Source organism: Pseudalkalibacillus salsuginis (assembly GCF_021646685.1).
GTDB lineage: Bacteria > Bacillota > Bacilli > Bacillales > Fictibacillaceae > Pseudalkalibacillus > Pseudalkalibacillus salsuginis.
This window is the reverse complement of record NZ_JAKJHW010000005.1, coordinates 150,077-166,203: the sequence shown is the minus strand read 5'-3', so window position 1 is coordinate 166,203 and position 16,127 is coordinate 150,077. Positions and strand designations below refer to the sequence as shown.

Below are 16,127 nucleotides of genomic sequence, written 5' to 3'. Positions count from 1 at the left end.
CTTCAAAAAAGCCCTCTCCCTTTCATTCTTATGCACCTGCTGAGTGAGGTCTTTGTTCGGATTCATTACGCTTGATGAAAAACTGTAATGCGAAAAGTCCGATAAATACAGCAAGACCAAATAAATCAGTCGAACCTTCTGGGTAAATCAACATGATTCCTGCAGCAAGGCAAATGATACGTTCTAACCAATGCGTTTTTCTCATCCAATATCCGATCATTGCCGCTCCGATCGCAATCATACCTGTAACAGAGGTAAAGACGATCCAGAGGGTTTGATCCCATGTCGTATTAATCATCATCAGTTCAGGAGAATACACGAAAATATACGGGATGATGAAGGCGGCTATCGCCAGCTTGGCTGAATTCACCCCGGTCTTGAGCGGTTCTCCTCCCGAAACCCCTGCGGCCGCAAATGCTGCAAGAGCTACAGGCGGTGTTATATCAGCAATGATCCCAAAGTAAAATACGAACATGTGCGCAGACAAATCAGGTATGTCCAATGCTAATAAAGCTGGTGCAGCAATCGTCGCTGTAATAACATAGTTCGCTGTCGTTGGTGACCCCATTCCTAATATGATGGAAGCTACCATCGTAAAGAACAGCGTAAAGAAAAGGATTCCATTTGATAAGTCAATCAAGCCCCCAGCCATTTTAAGCCCGAGACCTGTCAACGTTACGACACCGACAATGATCCCAGCACAAGCAGTAGCTGTTGCAACACCGATTGCTGTCCGGGCACCATTCATCAACGCTTCCGCAAAATCCTTTGGTCCCATCCTTGTATCCTTGCTGATCGCTCCCACAACGATACAAGATACGATCGACCAGAGGGCTGCACGTGTAACACTCATTCCTGACATCAGCAGAATGACAACCACGAAAATAGGTGCCAGCAAATAAATCTTTTTTAATACCTCTTTCCGATCTGGCATTTCCTCTTTACTGAGCCCTTTTAAGCCAATTTTCTTTGCTTGGAAATGAGTCATGATCCAAATTCCTGTAAAATAGAGCAACGCTGGAATCGCAGCAGCCTTTGCAATTTCCCAGTAGGTAATGCCGCCGATGAATTCAACCATCAGGAATGCTGCAGCCCCCATGATCGGGGGCATCAATTGGCCTCCTGTAGATGCAGCTGCTTCCACAGCACCGGCAAACTCCTTACGATAGCCGAGTTTTTTCATCATCGGGATCGTGAAAGAACCTGAAGTAACAACGTTTGCGACAGAACTTCCAGAAATTGTCCCTTGTAGAGCACTTGAGAAAATGGCTACCTTCGCTGGTCCGCCAGTACGCCTTCCGGTCAAGGCGACCGCCAGATCATTGAAGTATTGGCCGACCCCCGTCTTCACTAAAAATGCACCAAATAATAAGAACAGGAAGATAAAGGTGGACGATACTTTCAATGGGGTTCCGAGAATCCCTTCTGTCGTAAAGAACATCGTACGGATGATCCGTTCGATTCCAATCCCGCGATGCTGCAGGAACCCTGGCATGATCGGCCCTAAATAGGCATAAAGCAAAAACACTGTTGCAATGATTGTAATCGGTATCCCTACTACCCTTCGTGTTGCTTCAAGTACAAGAACAATCGCAAGTACACCGATTAGAAGATCCATTGTTTCAAGACGCCCGACCCGTTGTACAAGGTCACTGATGTTGAATGGCCAGTAAAGTCCGACCACAACACTTAACGATGCCAACAATCCATCAATCCACGTAATCTGGAACTTCCTTTTTGTATCTTTCGCCCTTCTCTTTTTTGATGCTGGAAAAAGTAAAAAGGCTAAAGACAAAGCAAATCCAAGATGGATGGAACGATGTACCTGTGGTGAAAATCGATCCAACGTTGACGTATATAATTGATACAAAGAAAAACCCAGCAGCAGGATCGTGACAATCCAGCCCAAAATTCCCGTTAATCTACGAAATCCCGCTTCAGGATCATATTTCGCCATCATTTGTTCCATTTCTTCATCCGTTATCTGCTGATTTTGTTTCAAACCTTTCTCATCCAAAAATCTCATCTCCTTTCAGCCGCTGCCATAGATTGATAGGTTGTACATCCAACCGGGCCCAGCTTCCTGGTGCCACTGCTTCATCCAAAGGGAATTCTTTCTGATCAATGATCAATGTATGATTTGCGATTACTTGTCCAACTCGAATGTCGATGTATGGAAAGACCCGGTTCATATTCGTAATGTAATAGGTTCCGTCCTTTTCAATGAATTTTTCATCACCGGTTGCATTGGACGGCATGCCGATGGCGAAGTTTTTATAGGCTAACGCCGTTTGGACGATTTCGTCATTATCGCTAATTTCATAAGTTTCCTTTACAGGTGTCCTATGAACGGAATGGATATAGTGAATATGAAACTCGGTTTCCTTATCCACATTCACATATGCAATGATATTTCCGCTATTTTCGAATGTGATCGCTAATACTTTTCCAAAGGGGATGAACACTATTAAAATAAGCCCGATCAAAATAATCAGGCTGGCCAAGACCTTCGTATTTTTTTTCATACACACACATCCATACGAGCCGGTTATATTAGGAAGGCTGACTCATAAGCAACTGACTTCCTCCGTTAGACAGGGAAAGTCTGTCACTTCAGTTTTGAGCCAGCCTCATTCACTCATTAAATTTATTTCAAGCCTTTTTCTTTAAAATATTTCTCCGCACCTGGGTGAAGATCGATTCCCACACCATCAAGTGCTTTCTCTGGGTTGATCAATTCGCCTTTTGCATGCTTGACATTGTCAACGTTATCAAAGAACGCTTTTGTCAAATTGTAGACAGCGTCTTCGCTCAAGTCCGCACGGGCTACAAGCATTGCCAACACTGCAACTGTTTCAACGTCTTCTTCAAGACCGTATGTTCCGGCTGGAATCGTGTCCTCAGCATAGTACGGGTACTTACCGCTAAGCTCTTTTGCTTTGTCAGCTGCTACTGGTACGATTCGGACAGGTTTTTGGGCGGATAACGCTTCAACTGCCCCAGTCGGTGCACCAGATGTAATGAATGCAGCATCGATATCGCCATCCTGCATAAGTTCAGTTGATTCATCAAACGCAAGGTTTTCTACTTCGATATCATCTAATGTAAGTCCATGGATCTCCAAAATCTGTTTCGCATTTTCAGCAGTCCCACTTCCGACATCACCGATTGATACCTTTTTACCCTTTAAATCTTCTACAGACTGAATATCACTGTCTTTCAATACAACAATCTGAATCGTTTCAGGATACAAGGTACCAATAGCTTGTACATTATCAGTTGCGGCATCCTTGAACATCAATTTTCCTTCCACTGCATAACTTGCAATATCAGTCTGGGTGAATGCTAGATCTGCCTCCCCATCTTGAAGGGTCTGCATATTTTCGACAGAAGCTCCTGAGGCTTGAGCAGAAACGGTTTTCTCTGTGTTATTAGACATGATCGTTGCTATTTCCCCACCAAGTGGGTAATAAGTTCCACCCGTACCACCTGTCAGCATGCTGATTTCTTCTGGATCAGCGTCTGCTCCGCCGCCAAGTGAACCACATCCTGTCAATACCATTGCTACGACTAGCAGACTGACAAATGCAAGTGAGAGTTTTTTAGACTTCATATGTAACATCCCCCTTTTCGAATATAATCATACTTATTTTACCATAGTAAATAGTACAAGAGTAGGAAAAAATTTAATTTTTATCAATCATATGAATATTTTGATAGTTGGATTTCCCATTGTACTAATGAGGGACGTTGGTGAAGGCTGATTTTCGGAAAAACGAAGGTCCAGGGCATCGAGCTATTCGGTGGAACAACAACCTGGGGCACATAAAATCGGAATGAGGCTACCTTTCCTCTCTTGTTTTCATAATAGTCGAGGAATATCCCTTCTGCTCGGAAGGTTTCTTCTTTGCCGTTTTGGATGAGCACCATCGCTAGTAGTGAGCCTTGGTGGTTCATTGCCGCACGGATCGGGGTCCATGTCAGTTTACCTTTCTGGAGGGGAGACGCTTTATGTAATTGCTCGATTGCCTTACGATCCTGTTTTGCGATCGCTTTTTCCCAAGATGGTTCGAATATCAATCTGTCCGCCATGTAAGTATTTTATCCTTCCCGTTTTCATAAAAATCCATTGTTGACATTCGTAAAATTCACTCCCTTTCCGCGGGCAAAAGAAAAGCGGAAGCGACCCACCTAGTCACGAAGGTCACTGGAAGACTGACGAGGAGGCTCGAACCAAACAAAGACTTGGTTCTGCGTAGACTCACACTCAGGATGTAACCCACTGTGTCGACCGCCACGGGAGGCCCCAAGTGGTTGGTTCTCTGCACCCTCACTGCGGGGTCTCGCCTGGCTCGCTTCTCCCGCAGGAGTGTCGAATTTCGCTTTAGAAAATGTCCCGCAAGAATCAACATTACTCTTTAACAAAGCAATAGTTAGAACAGAAAGGGGAAAGCAATCCCCTTTTTCTTATACTGATCTTATCCTACTTCCATTTCAAGCTCTTCAATCCGTTTTTCAAGATATTTCGTATCTTTTTGGGCATGGAAGGTTTCAGCTTTCTCGACAATGGCGGCTGTATTATATTCAGGAATCCCTGCATATTGCTCATAGACCCCTTTCGGAATAAGGACATTGCCTTCAGGCCAGTGTACCTGGATGTTCCCAGGCTTAATCTCTACAAAACGTGCTTTCCCATGGAACAAGCCAAACTTGTTATAGACGACGATCGCTTCCCCTTGCCTGATACCATATTTCTTGCCGTCCTCCTCATTCATCAAAACATCATATCGCTCTGCCTGGTTGAACGGATCGTGGTCTGAATAGATCATCGAATTGAATTGTTTACCGCGTCGTGTCGTCACATAAAAGAGGCCCTCTGCTTTACGCACCTCCGGAATATCCGTTACGATCAGATTTCCTTTTCCATCTGGAGTCGGGCATACGCCATCCTCACAAAGCCATGCCCCTCCCCACTGGAATACATCCCCTTTTTCCTTCAAATGCTGGATGCCATCATAATTCGGAGCAGCATTTGCAATTTCCTCTCGAATCGACTGTGCATCTTTAACATCAATAAGGTTTGCCTGTTCAGGCTTCACACGTTTCGCCAAATCGATGTAAATTTCCCATTCCGAACGTGCTTCTGCAATTCTTGGCCCTTTGATTTCGGGTGAAAAATACACCATCCGTTCCGTTGAAGTGGAAGTACCCCCGCCAGGCTGTTCATAACGTGTCATCGCTGGCAGTACGACTACAGCTTCCTTCGCATCGACAAAAGTGGACGTATTGAAGATGATGTCTTGATGAACTCTGATGTCCACACTTTCAAGACACCTTTTCACAAATGGAGGGTCAGGCATCGTTTCGAGGAAATTACCGCCTGACATATAGTAAAGCTTCAATTGACGCTCATGTTCCTCTGGGAGCAGCGCATTTTCAAGGGAAACCCCGACGATATCACCCTGCCATCTAGGAATCTCAAATCCCCATACTTTTTCAACGCGTTCAACGTTCTTATCATCAAATCCGCCACCTGGAAGGACGAAAGGATCTGCACCCATCTCACCCGAACCTTGGACACCAGAGTGGCCACGAATTGGCATGACGCCACAGTGTTCCCTTCCTATAAATCCTTGTAAAAGCGCAAGGTTCGCTACCTGGGAGACATTGTCGGTGCCAAATCGATGCTGTGTCAAGCCCATTGACCAGACGAACACGGCAGATTTTGATTTTGCGAGTAATACCGCAAGCTCTTCCACCCTTTCCTTCGATAATCCAGATGATTTTTCAAGCGTTTCCCATTCATAGGACTGGACCTTCTCTTTCAATGCGGCTAACCCTTTGACATGATCTTGGATGAATTCATGATTGATTGCCGATCCTGGGGCCTTCTCCTCCATTTCGAACCAGTGTTTCATGATCCCATGCATGAAGGCGATGTCACCTCCGATGTTCACTTGATACACATCATCGGCAATCTTCGTCCCGAATAAAGCTGATTCAGCAATTGAAGGGATCCAATATTTTTCCATTGACGGTTCGTAATATGGGTTGATGATGATGATTTTCGTGCCTTTACGTTTTGCAGCATACATGTACTTGGTTGATACAGGCTGATTGTTTGCTGCAACCGACCCCCAGAACACAAGGACATCTGTGCCGATCCAATCTTTATAATTACAGCTGGAAGCGCCGATCCCAAGCGACCTGCTCAATGCAGTTTTTGAAGGTGAGTGACAGATGCGGGATGCATTGTCGATGTTGTTCGTGCCTAAAAACCGTGCAACCTTTGCTGCAGTGTAATACGATTCATTTGTAATTCCGCGCGATGTCAAATAAAACCCGTATTGCTTAGGGTCCAGCCTTTTCATTTTCCCAGCAATGAGATCAAGTGCTTCATCCCAAGTAAGCCGACTGAATGTCCTTTCCCCAGGTTTACGGATCAGTGGATATGGAATCCTTCCCAGCTTTCTTAATTCTGTACTGCTCTTTCTACGGAGTTCATCAATATCGGCATGAATGACTTCAGGCTTCATTTCAGGCATTGTGTTCAAGCGAAGAACATTCAATCGGGTCGTGCATAGATGCGGCCCTTGTAATGTCTGGTCTTGCAAACCAGCAACTCCAAGGGCACAGCCGTCACATACACCCTGAGTCAAAATCCGTGTTGCATATGGCAGATTGTCTTTATTTTCCCATGCTACTTTTACTGTATCTCGAATATGATGCGGCTTTATTTTGCCTAATCCAAAGGGAACCTTGCTCACCCACAAGGACGGATCAGGATTTTTATTCAGTTTCATCGGGCCAGAATGTTTCGTCTTCCCCATCTCAATTCACCTTCCCTGATCAGCCAAAGGTGACTGATTTTTATAATCTAATAGTATTATGAAAGCGGATTCAGTTCAACATCCTCCCTATCCGCCAATTTATATGCTTGTTTATCTTAACAGAATCCCGGAGAAAATTGTCAGTATGGATAGAATTGTTAAAGGAGTTTTGTTTCTTGTTGTTGAAATAATGTTCTTAGCAAAGATAGAAGGAGCCTGGTGAATGAGAGAAAGTTATAAACTGCGAAATGAGGATTGGCTGGAACATGCAACGATCCTTGATATCCAGAAAACGATGAATAATGGGGAGTTGTCTTCACTACAGCTTGTCAGCCGTTATTTAGAAAATATTACTAAAAACAACCATTCCGGAGCCCGCTTGAACGCCATAATCGAAGTGAATCCGGAGGCATTGCAGATTGCAGAGTCACTTGACGCAGAACGAAAGCTTAGAGGGATGAGAGGGCCGCTTCACGGTATCCCGATTGTTTTGAAAGATAATATCGAGACTGCAGACTTGATGCATACGAGTGCGGGTTCTCTCGCATTAAAAAACAATTATGCCAAGGAAGATGCCACGACCACTCGGAAATTGCGGAAAGCGGGTGCAGTCATTCTAGGAAAAGCAAACATGACAGAGTGGGCGAATTTCATGAGCATGTCGATGAAAAACGGCTACAGTTCCAGAGGCGGCCAAGTCCTGAACCCTTATGGTGCCCATTTTGATGTTGGAGGTTCCAGTTCAGGCTCTGCTGTTGCTGTTGCTGCACACTTCTCTACACTTTCAATCGGAACGGAAACATCCGGATCGATTCTAAGCCCCGCCAGTCAGAATAATGTAGTAGGAATCAAACCGACGGTCGGCCTCATCAGCCGTGCAGGGATCATCCCGCTTTCCCACAGTCAAGATACGGCAGGGCCGATTGCTCGATCTGTAACCGATGCAGCAATTTTACTGGGGGCTTTGACAGGGCAGGATGAAAAGGACTTTACCACACAAAGGAGCATAGAAAGAAGTTACCGGGATTACACATCCAACCTGAATGCAAATGCGCTTTACGGTGCGAGGATCGGTGTAGCGCGCTCTTTGTATATTGATATTTTACCCGAAGACAAACGACTGGTGATGGAAAAAGCGATCGAGGATATCAAGGAAGCCGGTGCAACCATAGTTGAACTTGAATCGATCTCACCGATGGAGTCAGATTCTACATGGGACTACAATGTCTTGTTGTATGAATTCAAATCTGATCTGAATGCATACCTGGGTAAACTGCCATCCACTTCTCCAGTGCATTCATTGGCGGATGTGATCCGGTTCAATGAAGATCATCCAGAGCAGACATTGAAATATGGACAAGACATCCTGATTGAATCAGATAAGACATCCGGAACGATGACTGAACCTGCCTACCTTGAGAGCCGCTTACGTGACCTTCAGCTGTCCAGAACAAGAGGGATCGATGTCATCATGGCTGAGCATCAGTTGGATGCACTGCTCTTTCCTAATTCAAACGGTGCCGGAGTAGCAGCAAAAGCAGGCTACCCATCCATCGCAGTTCCGGGCGGGTTTACAGGAGAGGGGCAGCCAGTAGGAATAGTATTCTCGGGCCTTGCCTATAGCGAATCTTCCTTGGTCGGCTTGGCCTACGCTTATGAGCAAGCGACGAAACACCGTAAGCTTCCAGTATTGAATTGAGACTTCAGAATGAAGTCTCTTTTAAATGGTTTTGAAGATCACTACCTCTAACCTAATACCTCGATCGAATCGTCGATATTGATCGTCCCAGGCTTTTTAACAGATGCATAAATGCCGAAAATCTGTTTATTTTCCTTGACCACCGTTTTCAACACATTGGAATCCACTTCTTGTGTCTTGGAATCAAAATTGATATAAGCACAACGTTCACAACCTTTTTCTATATGCAGGATGACATCATTGATTTTGAGGTTCTTACCGATCCAGGCCTCTTCTAAAAAAGGTTCAGCATCCCCCAGGGCCATGACGATGTTCGGCCTGAATCTGAGCATATCCATTTCTTCACGGCCACTTAAGCGTGTGAGTTCTTTTAACGAGGCTTTGCTAGTCAGCAATAATGGAGAATCCCAGTAAGCTGGTCCTGTTCCAGCGGGGTCAGTATGAACAAGATTGATGTCCGTACCAGCCTTACTCTCAAGATCCATATAGATCTCTTTATCCCCCTGTTTATAACGCTTCCCTTCTTTTATAAAAACAAGAGAACCTTTCTCCTCTAATTTCACATCATAATCCAATAGAAAGGGTGATTCAGGGATAGTTAGATGCTTCCCTGGCCTTTTACTTCTTTCCCATGCAAAAAACCGATCTCCTTCAACACCATAATCATGGACTGAAGCAGCTGATAAATACTCACCTTGCATGGATTTGACCGGATATCGGATCACTTCTGTAACTTTGCCTACATTCATATTCCATTACCTCCGATTTTTTTCCTTTTGATAAATATTCGGAACAACCTGGCCATTCCCTTCCTACCGATGGCTGTTTTCGTATATATAGTTGCCTTTCTTGAATAAAGGTTGAAGTACGATTTGCTTCAAGTATGGCTTGAATTCTGTTTGTGGAAGTACATCCAAACATAATGGAAAATCGTATACACATTTCTACTGTCTTTTATTGTAGGCTTTAAATTTTTAACGTATTAGGAAAAGTCTCATCATACATCAATTGAAATGTTGAGAAGTTCAAAAGAAAAAACCTCAGTTTCGTGAGGTCAATTGCTTAAAGAGATATCTAAATATTTATCATATCTTTGCTTTTCCACATTTCGTTCATAAATTCTAATGAAATTCACTTCAAATTTGGGATAAGGTGTCAATTCTTTTTCTGCTAATTCTTCCATATCTATTAGTTCCTGTTTTGATAGTCCAGCAGAAATGTTTCCCCCGTAATGTTCTTTCCCTAACGTTAAGTGAGGTACAAAGGCATCAAGCTCAAAATATTGCTTTATTAGGTCCTCTGATGGTGAAATTACTTGCACTATTTTTTTATGGAAATCGTGTAAATTGTTTGAGTTAACGCTTAAATATAAAATGTTATCTCCAAAATACGTTGGTTTATCTAATGACACATAAAAAGGTTGGAAATTTTGACATACTTTTTGTACTTTGTCGATCCACTTTTTATCTGGGGTCAATCCCCCTTGTGCCTTCAAAGTTATATGTGGTTCTACACCTAAATTGTTTACCCACCTTCTTTGAAAATGCTTAATTCGTTTTAAATATTCCTCTGGCGGGACAATCCCAATGAAATACTCTACTTTCATTCTTCTCAACTCCTACTATATTCAGTTTTTATAACAACAGATAGTATTTTGTGAAAAACAACAATCTTTTAGAAAACAGCCTTATCGAAAAAGGACCAACCTTTAAAAAGTTGATCCGGATCATCATGATTGTAATCTTTGTTGAAACTTATGGACTCGTGGTGCAATCAACTGTACAAGTGGACCAATCGTAAACGTGACGATCAGGGTCCCGAGTCCTATAGGGCCGCTAAAAAGAAAGGCAATCACAAGTGCAGACAGCTCACCGATCGTTTTGGCCATACCCATACTTACACCCAGTCGCTCCTGTATCGCTAGCATAAGCTTATCGATCGGGATAAGCGGGAAGTTTGCTTGCAGATAAACCGCAATCCCAAATGCTAATATCAACATTCCAACGACGAAAAGTATAATTTGGTGCAGCAAACCACTTACTGTGAATTGGTCCAACACCAGAAGAAGCCAGCTGTCAATAAAAAGGCCTGCCAGAAAAATCGTAATCACCGCAAGCAAATCCGGGCGAGAGCGCAAAAGAAATGCGTTCAAAATAATCAGGATGATTCCGACAATGAAAACCCAGCTGCCGACCGTCAAACCGACTGTTTCCGCTAACCCGACATTGAGCGCATCCCAGGCTCCTGTTCCTAATCCTGCTTTTATTGTAAAACTGACACCAAGTGATATCAAAATTAGTCCTGTTAAAAAACTGATCAAACGTATGATGATCGATTTCATGCTGTCTCCCCCAACCAAAAATTCATCTATCCATCATACCACGTTTATTTTGAAGAAGGAATCAGATTATTGCATTGCGCATTCTGACCATTGAAAAATTGAAGGTAGATTTAGGGACTTTCTCCCTTAGCATTCTGGCTCAAATTTTTTGACCCTCCATTGTCTGGAGGTGTGCGGAACAGTTCAATAGCTCGGTTTCCCACTTCTTATCTACAAATTTGAAAATGGAGACTGACGTATTCCCGAAACGACATCTCTCATAATCTTCCAGAAGATACGTGAACATATCGTTGAGGAAAGCCCCGTGACTAACGACGATGACCCGTCCATCCGTATGTTTATTTGTGATTTCATTCATGAACGATTTGATCCTCACTAGGATGTTTTCTTCCTTTTCAAAATGAAGATCAAGATCCCGCCAGTGTTCTCCCCATCTTTCAACACGTTCTTCTTCAATCGTTCCTTCTATATCACCGAAATAGATTTCACGAAGTCGTTCATCTGTTTGAACAGGCAGGTTTAGGACATTCCCTATTGCTTCAGCTGTTACTTTAGCACGGATTAGATCACTCGAGTAAACCGTATCCCATTCTTCGCCCGTAAACCTCCGTCCTAATGCTTTCGCTTGAAGCAACCCTTCTTCATTAAGAGGAATATCTGATTGCCCTTGAGCTCTTGCTTCTAGATTCCAATCTGTAACTCCGTGTCTGATGAATGCAATTTTCGTCATACTGACCCCTCCCTGTATAAATAGCAGACTCGTTATATTCGCTAACAAACGAGAGAAACCTTCCTGCTTTCTGAAAAAACTTTGTATACGTAATCGTTGACTGTCGCAGAATTCACACCATTTCCGTGGGTAATAGCAGGAGTTCGCAATTTATGCTTGGATCTTCAACATAAAATTTAATAAAGCCTAAAAAGAAAAACCTCGTATGATATGCGGTCCTTTCTCAAAAATCTAAGTTCAACTAAACCAAAGCCTTCTTGCCGTGTTTCCTTTACCCTGTTTTGACCTGGTTTTTACCATTCCGTTTTGCTGAGTAAAGCAGCTTATCTGCTTTTTCAAAGAATGCTTCCTTGCCTATTCCTGCTTCGTATTCATTGACCCCTATACTTACAGTCACTCGGGACCCTTCCAAAACCCTGAAAGAAATGCGTTCGATTTTGCTACGGATCCCTTCCACCAACTCAATCGTCTTTTCTATCGGTTTGCCGACGAAAAGAACGATGAATTCCTCTCCGCCATAACGTGCAGCGAAATCATCACTTGTAATTTCCTCATTGATCAATTCTGCGATTTGTTTCAATACCTCGTCACCTGCACGATGACCGTATGTATCATTGACTTGTTTAAAATTATCGAGGTCGAATATAGCCATTTGGATGGAAAAACGATACTGGGAGTGATGCGTTAAAAGTTCATCCAAAAACTGATGGAACGAAATCTGATTATACATACCCGTTAAAGAGTCCGTTTTTGAAAGCTTTTCCATCAGCGTATTTTTCACCAGCAGGTCTTGTTGGTCTTCAACGGATTGACGGTAATGCTCTGTCAGCTCCAAGCCTCTTTCAGTTATCCCTATTACAGCAAGTGCAGCAATCATAACATCGTTAACAATGTGAAATGGTCGATGATCCCGATGCTGCTTCTCAACATAGGGTCGATGATGAAAAGAATTGAATAACTGATAATGGTCAGACCGGTCGTATATAAGATGATCCATTTCTTGAAATAAGCGCCTGAAGCTAGGATTGGTAGAAAAAGGGCAGCTTTCACAATAAGTAAATCTGGTCGGCTGTAAATAAAATTAAGCGCGAGCAAAAGGCCTGCTGTAATGACGATAAAATCCTTCAATGAATGGTCCAAGCGAACTGCCACTTCGGCTCCTGCAACAATCAAAGCTCCGATGATGCTTGGTACAACAACATAATAGATAAGATACTCCTCTAATGGGATATTAGTGAAGTTATAGTTGATGAGCTTTATGATAATTGCCAATACGATGATCAACCAGTACACATTCAGAATTCTGCGATTCAATTTTCGGGTTTCAAGTTCCATCCGGCTCATGGGCCACCCCGCGGTTTAGTGATTCTGTTATTCTGTTTTGTTGATATCTATGCTGGCAATCGGTAAACGAGCTAGCATTCAACATAAGAATTTAGCAAGTCCTAGTAATAAGGCGATATCAGGATATAGACCAATACTCCTGTCAGGCTGACATAAAGCCAAAGAGGCATTGTCCACCTTGCAATTTTACGGTGCTTTTCAACCTGCATGGTCAAACCACGTACTAAAGACAATAGCGCTAATGGAACAATGGCTGCTGCCAAAATGATATGAGTGATCAAAATGAAATAGTAGATGTATTTTAATGGTCCTTCTCCACCGTAAGACGTTGATTCAGCAAGATAGTGATAAGAAACGTAAGAAATGAGAAACAACGTTGTCGATGTGAATGCCGCAAATATGAAACGACGATGCAATTTGATATTTTTATGCAGGATGAACCAAAGTGCTGCAAGTAAAAAAACAAACGTAAAACTGTTGAAAACAGCGTTCAATAAAGGCAATACGGTGATATCGAAGCCTGTTTCCCCCTCATATTCTGGTAAAAAGAACAGGACAACGACTAAAGCATTTATCAAAATCGATAGGAATACGACAATTCCTGTGTAGCTTTTTTTATTGGAAGTCTGGTTATGATCCATGGGTTCTCTCCTATTCAGCAATGATTCTCCTTCAAGGATAAAAGATGTGTTACCTGTAGGCAACTTTTTGTCCATGAATCCACATAACGTTCAAATATAGTCCGATGAAAATTAACCGAATTAATCCCTTTGGTTTTTGTGGTTTATTCTTTCCAAATCCTCCAATACATCTTCTAATGCTAATAATTCATAAATAACCGTAATTCGCTTGGAAATATATCGTCTAGCCCTGGAAGTTTCGGTACCATCACGACGGTCCCTCTCAGAGATGAATAATGATTCAAGCTGTTCAATCAGCTTTTCATGCTGTTCATCCACTTTATGACGGGGATCTTGTAAGACAGCGGCAATTGAAGTAGCGGAGTTGATAATCGTTCTTGACTGTTCTGGAGGTAGATTCGTCTTCTCTATATTAAGATATAACAAATTCCCGAAATGATAAAGAATCTTTTGGAAATATTCCAATTTTTTAACAACAACCCCAAATTGCTGGATGTCCTTCAAGTTGTGTCTCCTATATTTCCATTCCTCACGTTGATACTGGGCAAGCGCAAATGTGCGTTCTAAATCTTTACTCAAACGTTGATATTCAATTCGCAACCCTTTTGGATTTTTTCCTTCGACAAACTTTTTCAAAAGCTCCCCGGATCCTGAATATAACTGGTCAACTTTCTTGATGATCATGTCATTAAAATGAGGTGGAAGGATCATGAAGTTGATGACAGTAGAGACGACCAACCCGATAAGAGTCGTGCTTAATCTCACGAAGAAAGAGTTCAAAAACTGATCCTCGGTTTCTGCAATCATAGCTACAGCAGTTAAAGTCGCAACCAACATTCCTGCATCAAGCCTCAGCTTATGGCAGACTGCAAGTGTAAATGTTGCTGCCAGCGCATAAGCAAGTGAGGATTGGCCGAGAAAAGATTCGAACAGCATGGCAAAGCCAGCACCTATCATAGCTGCCGGAAAACGGATTATTCCTTTTTTAATCGAATCGGAAGCAGTCGGCTCAATGGTCACGATTGCTGTAATGACAGCAAAAAGAGCTGGCAGATTGAAAATATTGCAAATCAATGCCGTGACAAATGCAGCAAGGCCTGTCTTGATCACCCGCCCGCCAATCCATTTATTTAAAGCGATTTTTTTCACTGTCCATCATCCTGAAAAAATTAGATTTCTTCTTATTGTATCAAGTGAAATTCCGTATTTCTACTGCACATCCATCCCCCTTATTGTTCATAACCTTTTTCGTATATAAAAATCGATCATGATTTAGCCTGTCGGTGTTTTTAAATCATGAAAATCCTTTAAAAATTTTCGGATTAGGCGTTCCAAAGACTGCTAATATATGACAAAATATAGATAGTAGTCTACTAAAAGTGAGGGAAGATGGATGTTTTGTTCAAATTGTGGCAACAAACTGCAAATGAATGATCAATATTGTGAAACTTGTGGAGCAAAACGCCTGTCAACCGTAGAGTCTACTAAAAGTAACATGAAACGATGGCATTGGCTGATGCCGATGATCGCTTTCCTTCTTGCGGCAATCTGCCTATCAGGTTACTTATTTACAGAACATAAAAAGACTAATTCAGCGATGGAAGCTTTCAAAAAGGGGGAAACTGCAGCTCTAGAAGGCGAATATAAAGAAGCTCGCAAATTTTTCAAGGAAGCCCTTGTCCTACGTTCAAAATTTCCTGCTGCTAAAGAAAACGTGAAACTTGTCAATTCAGCGATTGAAATAAAGGAACGCTTACATATTGCCGCTAAACATCAAAATGATCAAGAATTCAACAAGTCTTATGAACAACTCGAAAAAGCAGAAGGCATCCTGTCAACATACTCGGGGAAAGTAGCCGATTCGATTGGAACGGACATCAGGAATACCCGGATGAATGTCAAAGTAACAGAGATCAGTCACGAAATGAAAGGTAAATCCAAGCTTGAAGAGCTTGAACCGATCCTGGTAAAAGCAGAAAAAATTGATTTAAAAGAAGCAAAGGAAATAGCAGAGGAAATCCGGGATCGGATCGCGGAAATAGCTTTTGCACAAGCGAACGACTTACTGACCGACCACCAGTTCACCGCAGCACTCACCTCTGTAAAAAAAGGACTATACCACAAACCAAAAAATGAAAAGCTGATCAACTTGAAATCTACTATCCAGAATGAACAAGCCGCTTTCGAAAAAGCTCAAGAGAAACGGTATGAACAAGCTCTTATTGCAGCTTCAAAGGAAAAAGAGCATAATTTGAATGATGCCCTCGAGGTTATTTCCATTAAGGCCAAGTTCAATGATTTGGGTGACTTGATCGTCAAAGGGTCTGTAAAAAGTAAAGCTACTGTTCCTATAACATCTGTAAGTATTTCATATTCCTTAATAGATGGAAATAAGCGGGTATATGATGAAAATGAGGTGTATATCTCCCCAGATGTTCTCTATCCTGATGAAATAGGAACTTTTGAATATACCCATTATTTAATAGATAAAGAGTTTAATGTGGAATATAACGAAGCAAATTGGTACCTACAATAATGGAAA

General features: G+C 42.4%; 15 protein-coding genes. 2 read left to right on the top strand and 13 right to left on the bottom strand.

Annotated elements, in window-relative coordinates; all coding sequences use genetic code 11:
• Positions 1-28: 28 nt before the first annotated feature.
• The 5 genes from L1611_RS14100 to L1611_RS14080 form a co-directional block, all read right to left on the bottom strand.
• A complete protein-coding gene (locus tag L1611_RS14100) occupies positions 29-1,969 on the bottom strand; it encodes a TRAP transporter permease (RefSeq protein WP_236314379.1) in 1,941 nt (646 codons plus the stop codon).
• A gap of 40 nt (positions 1,970-2,009) precedes the next feature.
• On the bottom strand, positions 2,010-2,525 hold the full coding sequence (locus tag L1611_RS14095; RefSeq protein WP_236314196.1) for a DUF1850 domain-containing protein: 516 nt from the start codon (positions 2,523-2,525) through the stop codon (positions 2,010-2,012).
• 122 nt (positions 2,526-2,647) lie between these two features.
• Complete coding sequence (locus L1611_RS14090; RefSeq protein WP_236314195.1) at positions 2,648-3,613, bottom strand: TAXI family TRAP transporter solute-binding subunit; 966 nt, start codon at positions 3,611-3,613, stop codon at positions 2,648-2,650.
• A gap of 83 nt (positions 3,614-3,696) precedes the next feature.
• Complete coding sequence (locus L1611_RS14085) at positions 3,697-4,092, bottom strand: SLAP domain-containing protein (protein ID WP_236314194.1); 396 nt, start codon at positions 4,090-4,092, stop codon at positions 3,697-3,699.
• Positions 4,093-4,478: 386 nt separating this feature from the next.
• Positions 4,479-6,830, bottom strand: coding sequence for an FdhF/YdeP family oxidoreductase (locus L1611_RS14080; protein ID WP_236314193.1), 2,352 nt, complete (start codon positions 6,828-6,830; stop codon positions 4,479-4,481).
• Positions 6,831-7,053: 223 nt separating this feature from the next.
• Between L1611_RS14080 and L1611_RS14075 the strand changes: the two genes are divergently transcribed.
• Positions 7,054-8,529 (top strand): amidase family protein, encoded by a 1,476-nt coding sequence (locus L1611_RS14075; protein WP_236314192.1) that lies wholly within the window; start codon positions 7,054-7,056, stop codon positions 8,527-8,529.
• A gap of 47 nt (positions 8,530-8,576) precedes the next feature.
• Here L1611_RS14075 and L1611_RS14070 read toward each other — a convergent pair whose 3' ends face one another.
• The 8 genes from L1611_RS14070 to L1611_RS14035 all read right to left on the bottom strand — a co-directional run bounded on the left by L1611_RS14070 (position 8,577) and on the right by L1611_RS14035 (position 14,734).
• Positions 8,577-9,278, bottom strand: a complete 702-nt coding sequence (locus tag L1611_RS14070) for an MOSC domain-containing protein (protein WP_236314191.1) — start codon at positions 9,276-9,278, stop codon at positions 8,577-8,579.
• 305 nt (positions 9,279-9,583) lie between these two features.
• Positions 9,584-10,135, bottom strand: a complete 552-nt coding sequence (locus L1611_RS14065; protein WP_236314190.1) for a 2'-5' RNA ligase family protein — start codon at positions 10,133-10,135, stop codon at positions 9,584-9,586.
• 123 nt (positions 10,136-10,258) lie between these two features.
• Positions 10,259-10,870: a YczE/YyaS/YitT family protein gene (locus L1611_RS14060; protein WP_236314189.1), complete on the bottom strand. Its 612-nt coding sequence runs from the start codon at positions 10,868-10,870 to the stop codon at positions 10,259-10,261.
• A 139-nt stretch (positions 10,871-11,009) separates the two neighbouring features.
• The gene (locus tag L1611_RS14055) at positions 11,010-11,600 is read right to left on the bottom strand and encodes a histidine phosphatase family protein (protein ID WP_236314188.1); all 591 of its coding nucleotides are present in this window, start codon (positions 11,598-11,600) and stop codon (positions 11,010-11,012) included.
• Between the two features lie 271 nt (positions 11,601-11,871).
• Positions 11,872-12,477 (bottom strand): GGDEF domain-containing protein, encoded by a 606-nt coding sequence (locus tag L1611_RS14050; RefSeq protein ID WP_236314187.1) that lies wholly within the window; start codon positions 12,475-12,477, stop codon positions 11,872-11,874.
• Positions 12,474-12,935 carry a hypothetical protein gene (locus tag L1611_RS14045; protein ID WP_236314185.1) on the bottom strand — a complete coding sequence of 154 codons (462 nt, stop codon included), beginning with the start codon at positions 12,933-12,935 and terminating at the stop codon, positions 12,474-12,476. Before L1611_RS14045 ends, L1611_RS14050 begins: the two co-directional genes overlap by 4 nt.
• Before the next feature lie 110 nt (positions 12,936-13,045).
• Positions 13,046-13,585, bottom strand: a complete 540-nt coding sequence (locus L1611_RS14040) for a DUF420 domain-containing protein (protein ID WP_236314184.1) — start codon at positions 13,583-13,585, stop codon at positions 13,046-13,048.
• A gap of 120 nt (positions 13,586-13,705) precedes the next feature.
• The gene (locus L1611_RS14035) at positions 13,706-14,734 is read right to left on the bottom strand and encodes an FUSC family protein (RefSeq protein ID WP_236314182.1); all 1,029 of its coding nucleotides are present in this window, start codon (positions 14,732-14,734) and stop codon (positions 13,706-13,708) included.
• 244 nt (positions 14,735-14,978) lie between these two features.
• On the opposite strand from L1611_RS14035, the gene L1611_RS14030 reads away from it, so the two are divergent.
• Complete coding sequence (locus tag L1611_RS14030) at positions 14,979-16,121, top strand: zinc ribbon domain-containing protein (protein ID WP_236314181.1); 1,143 nt, start codon at positions 14,979-14,981, stop codon at positions 16,119-16,121.
• The last annotated feature ends 6 nt before the right edge of the window (positions 16,122-16,127 follow it).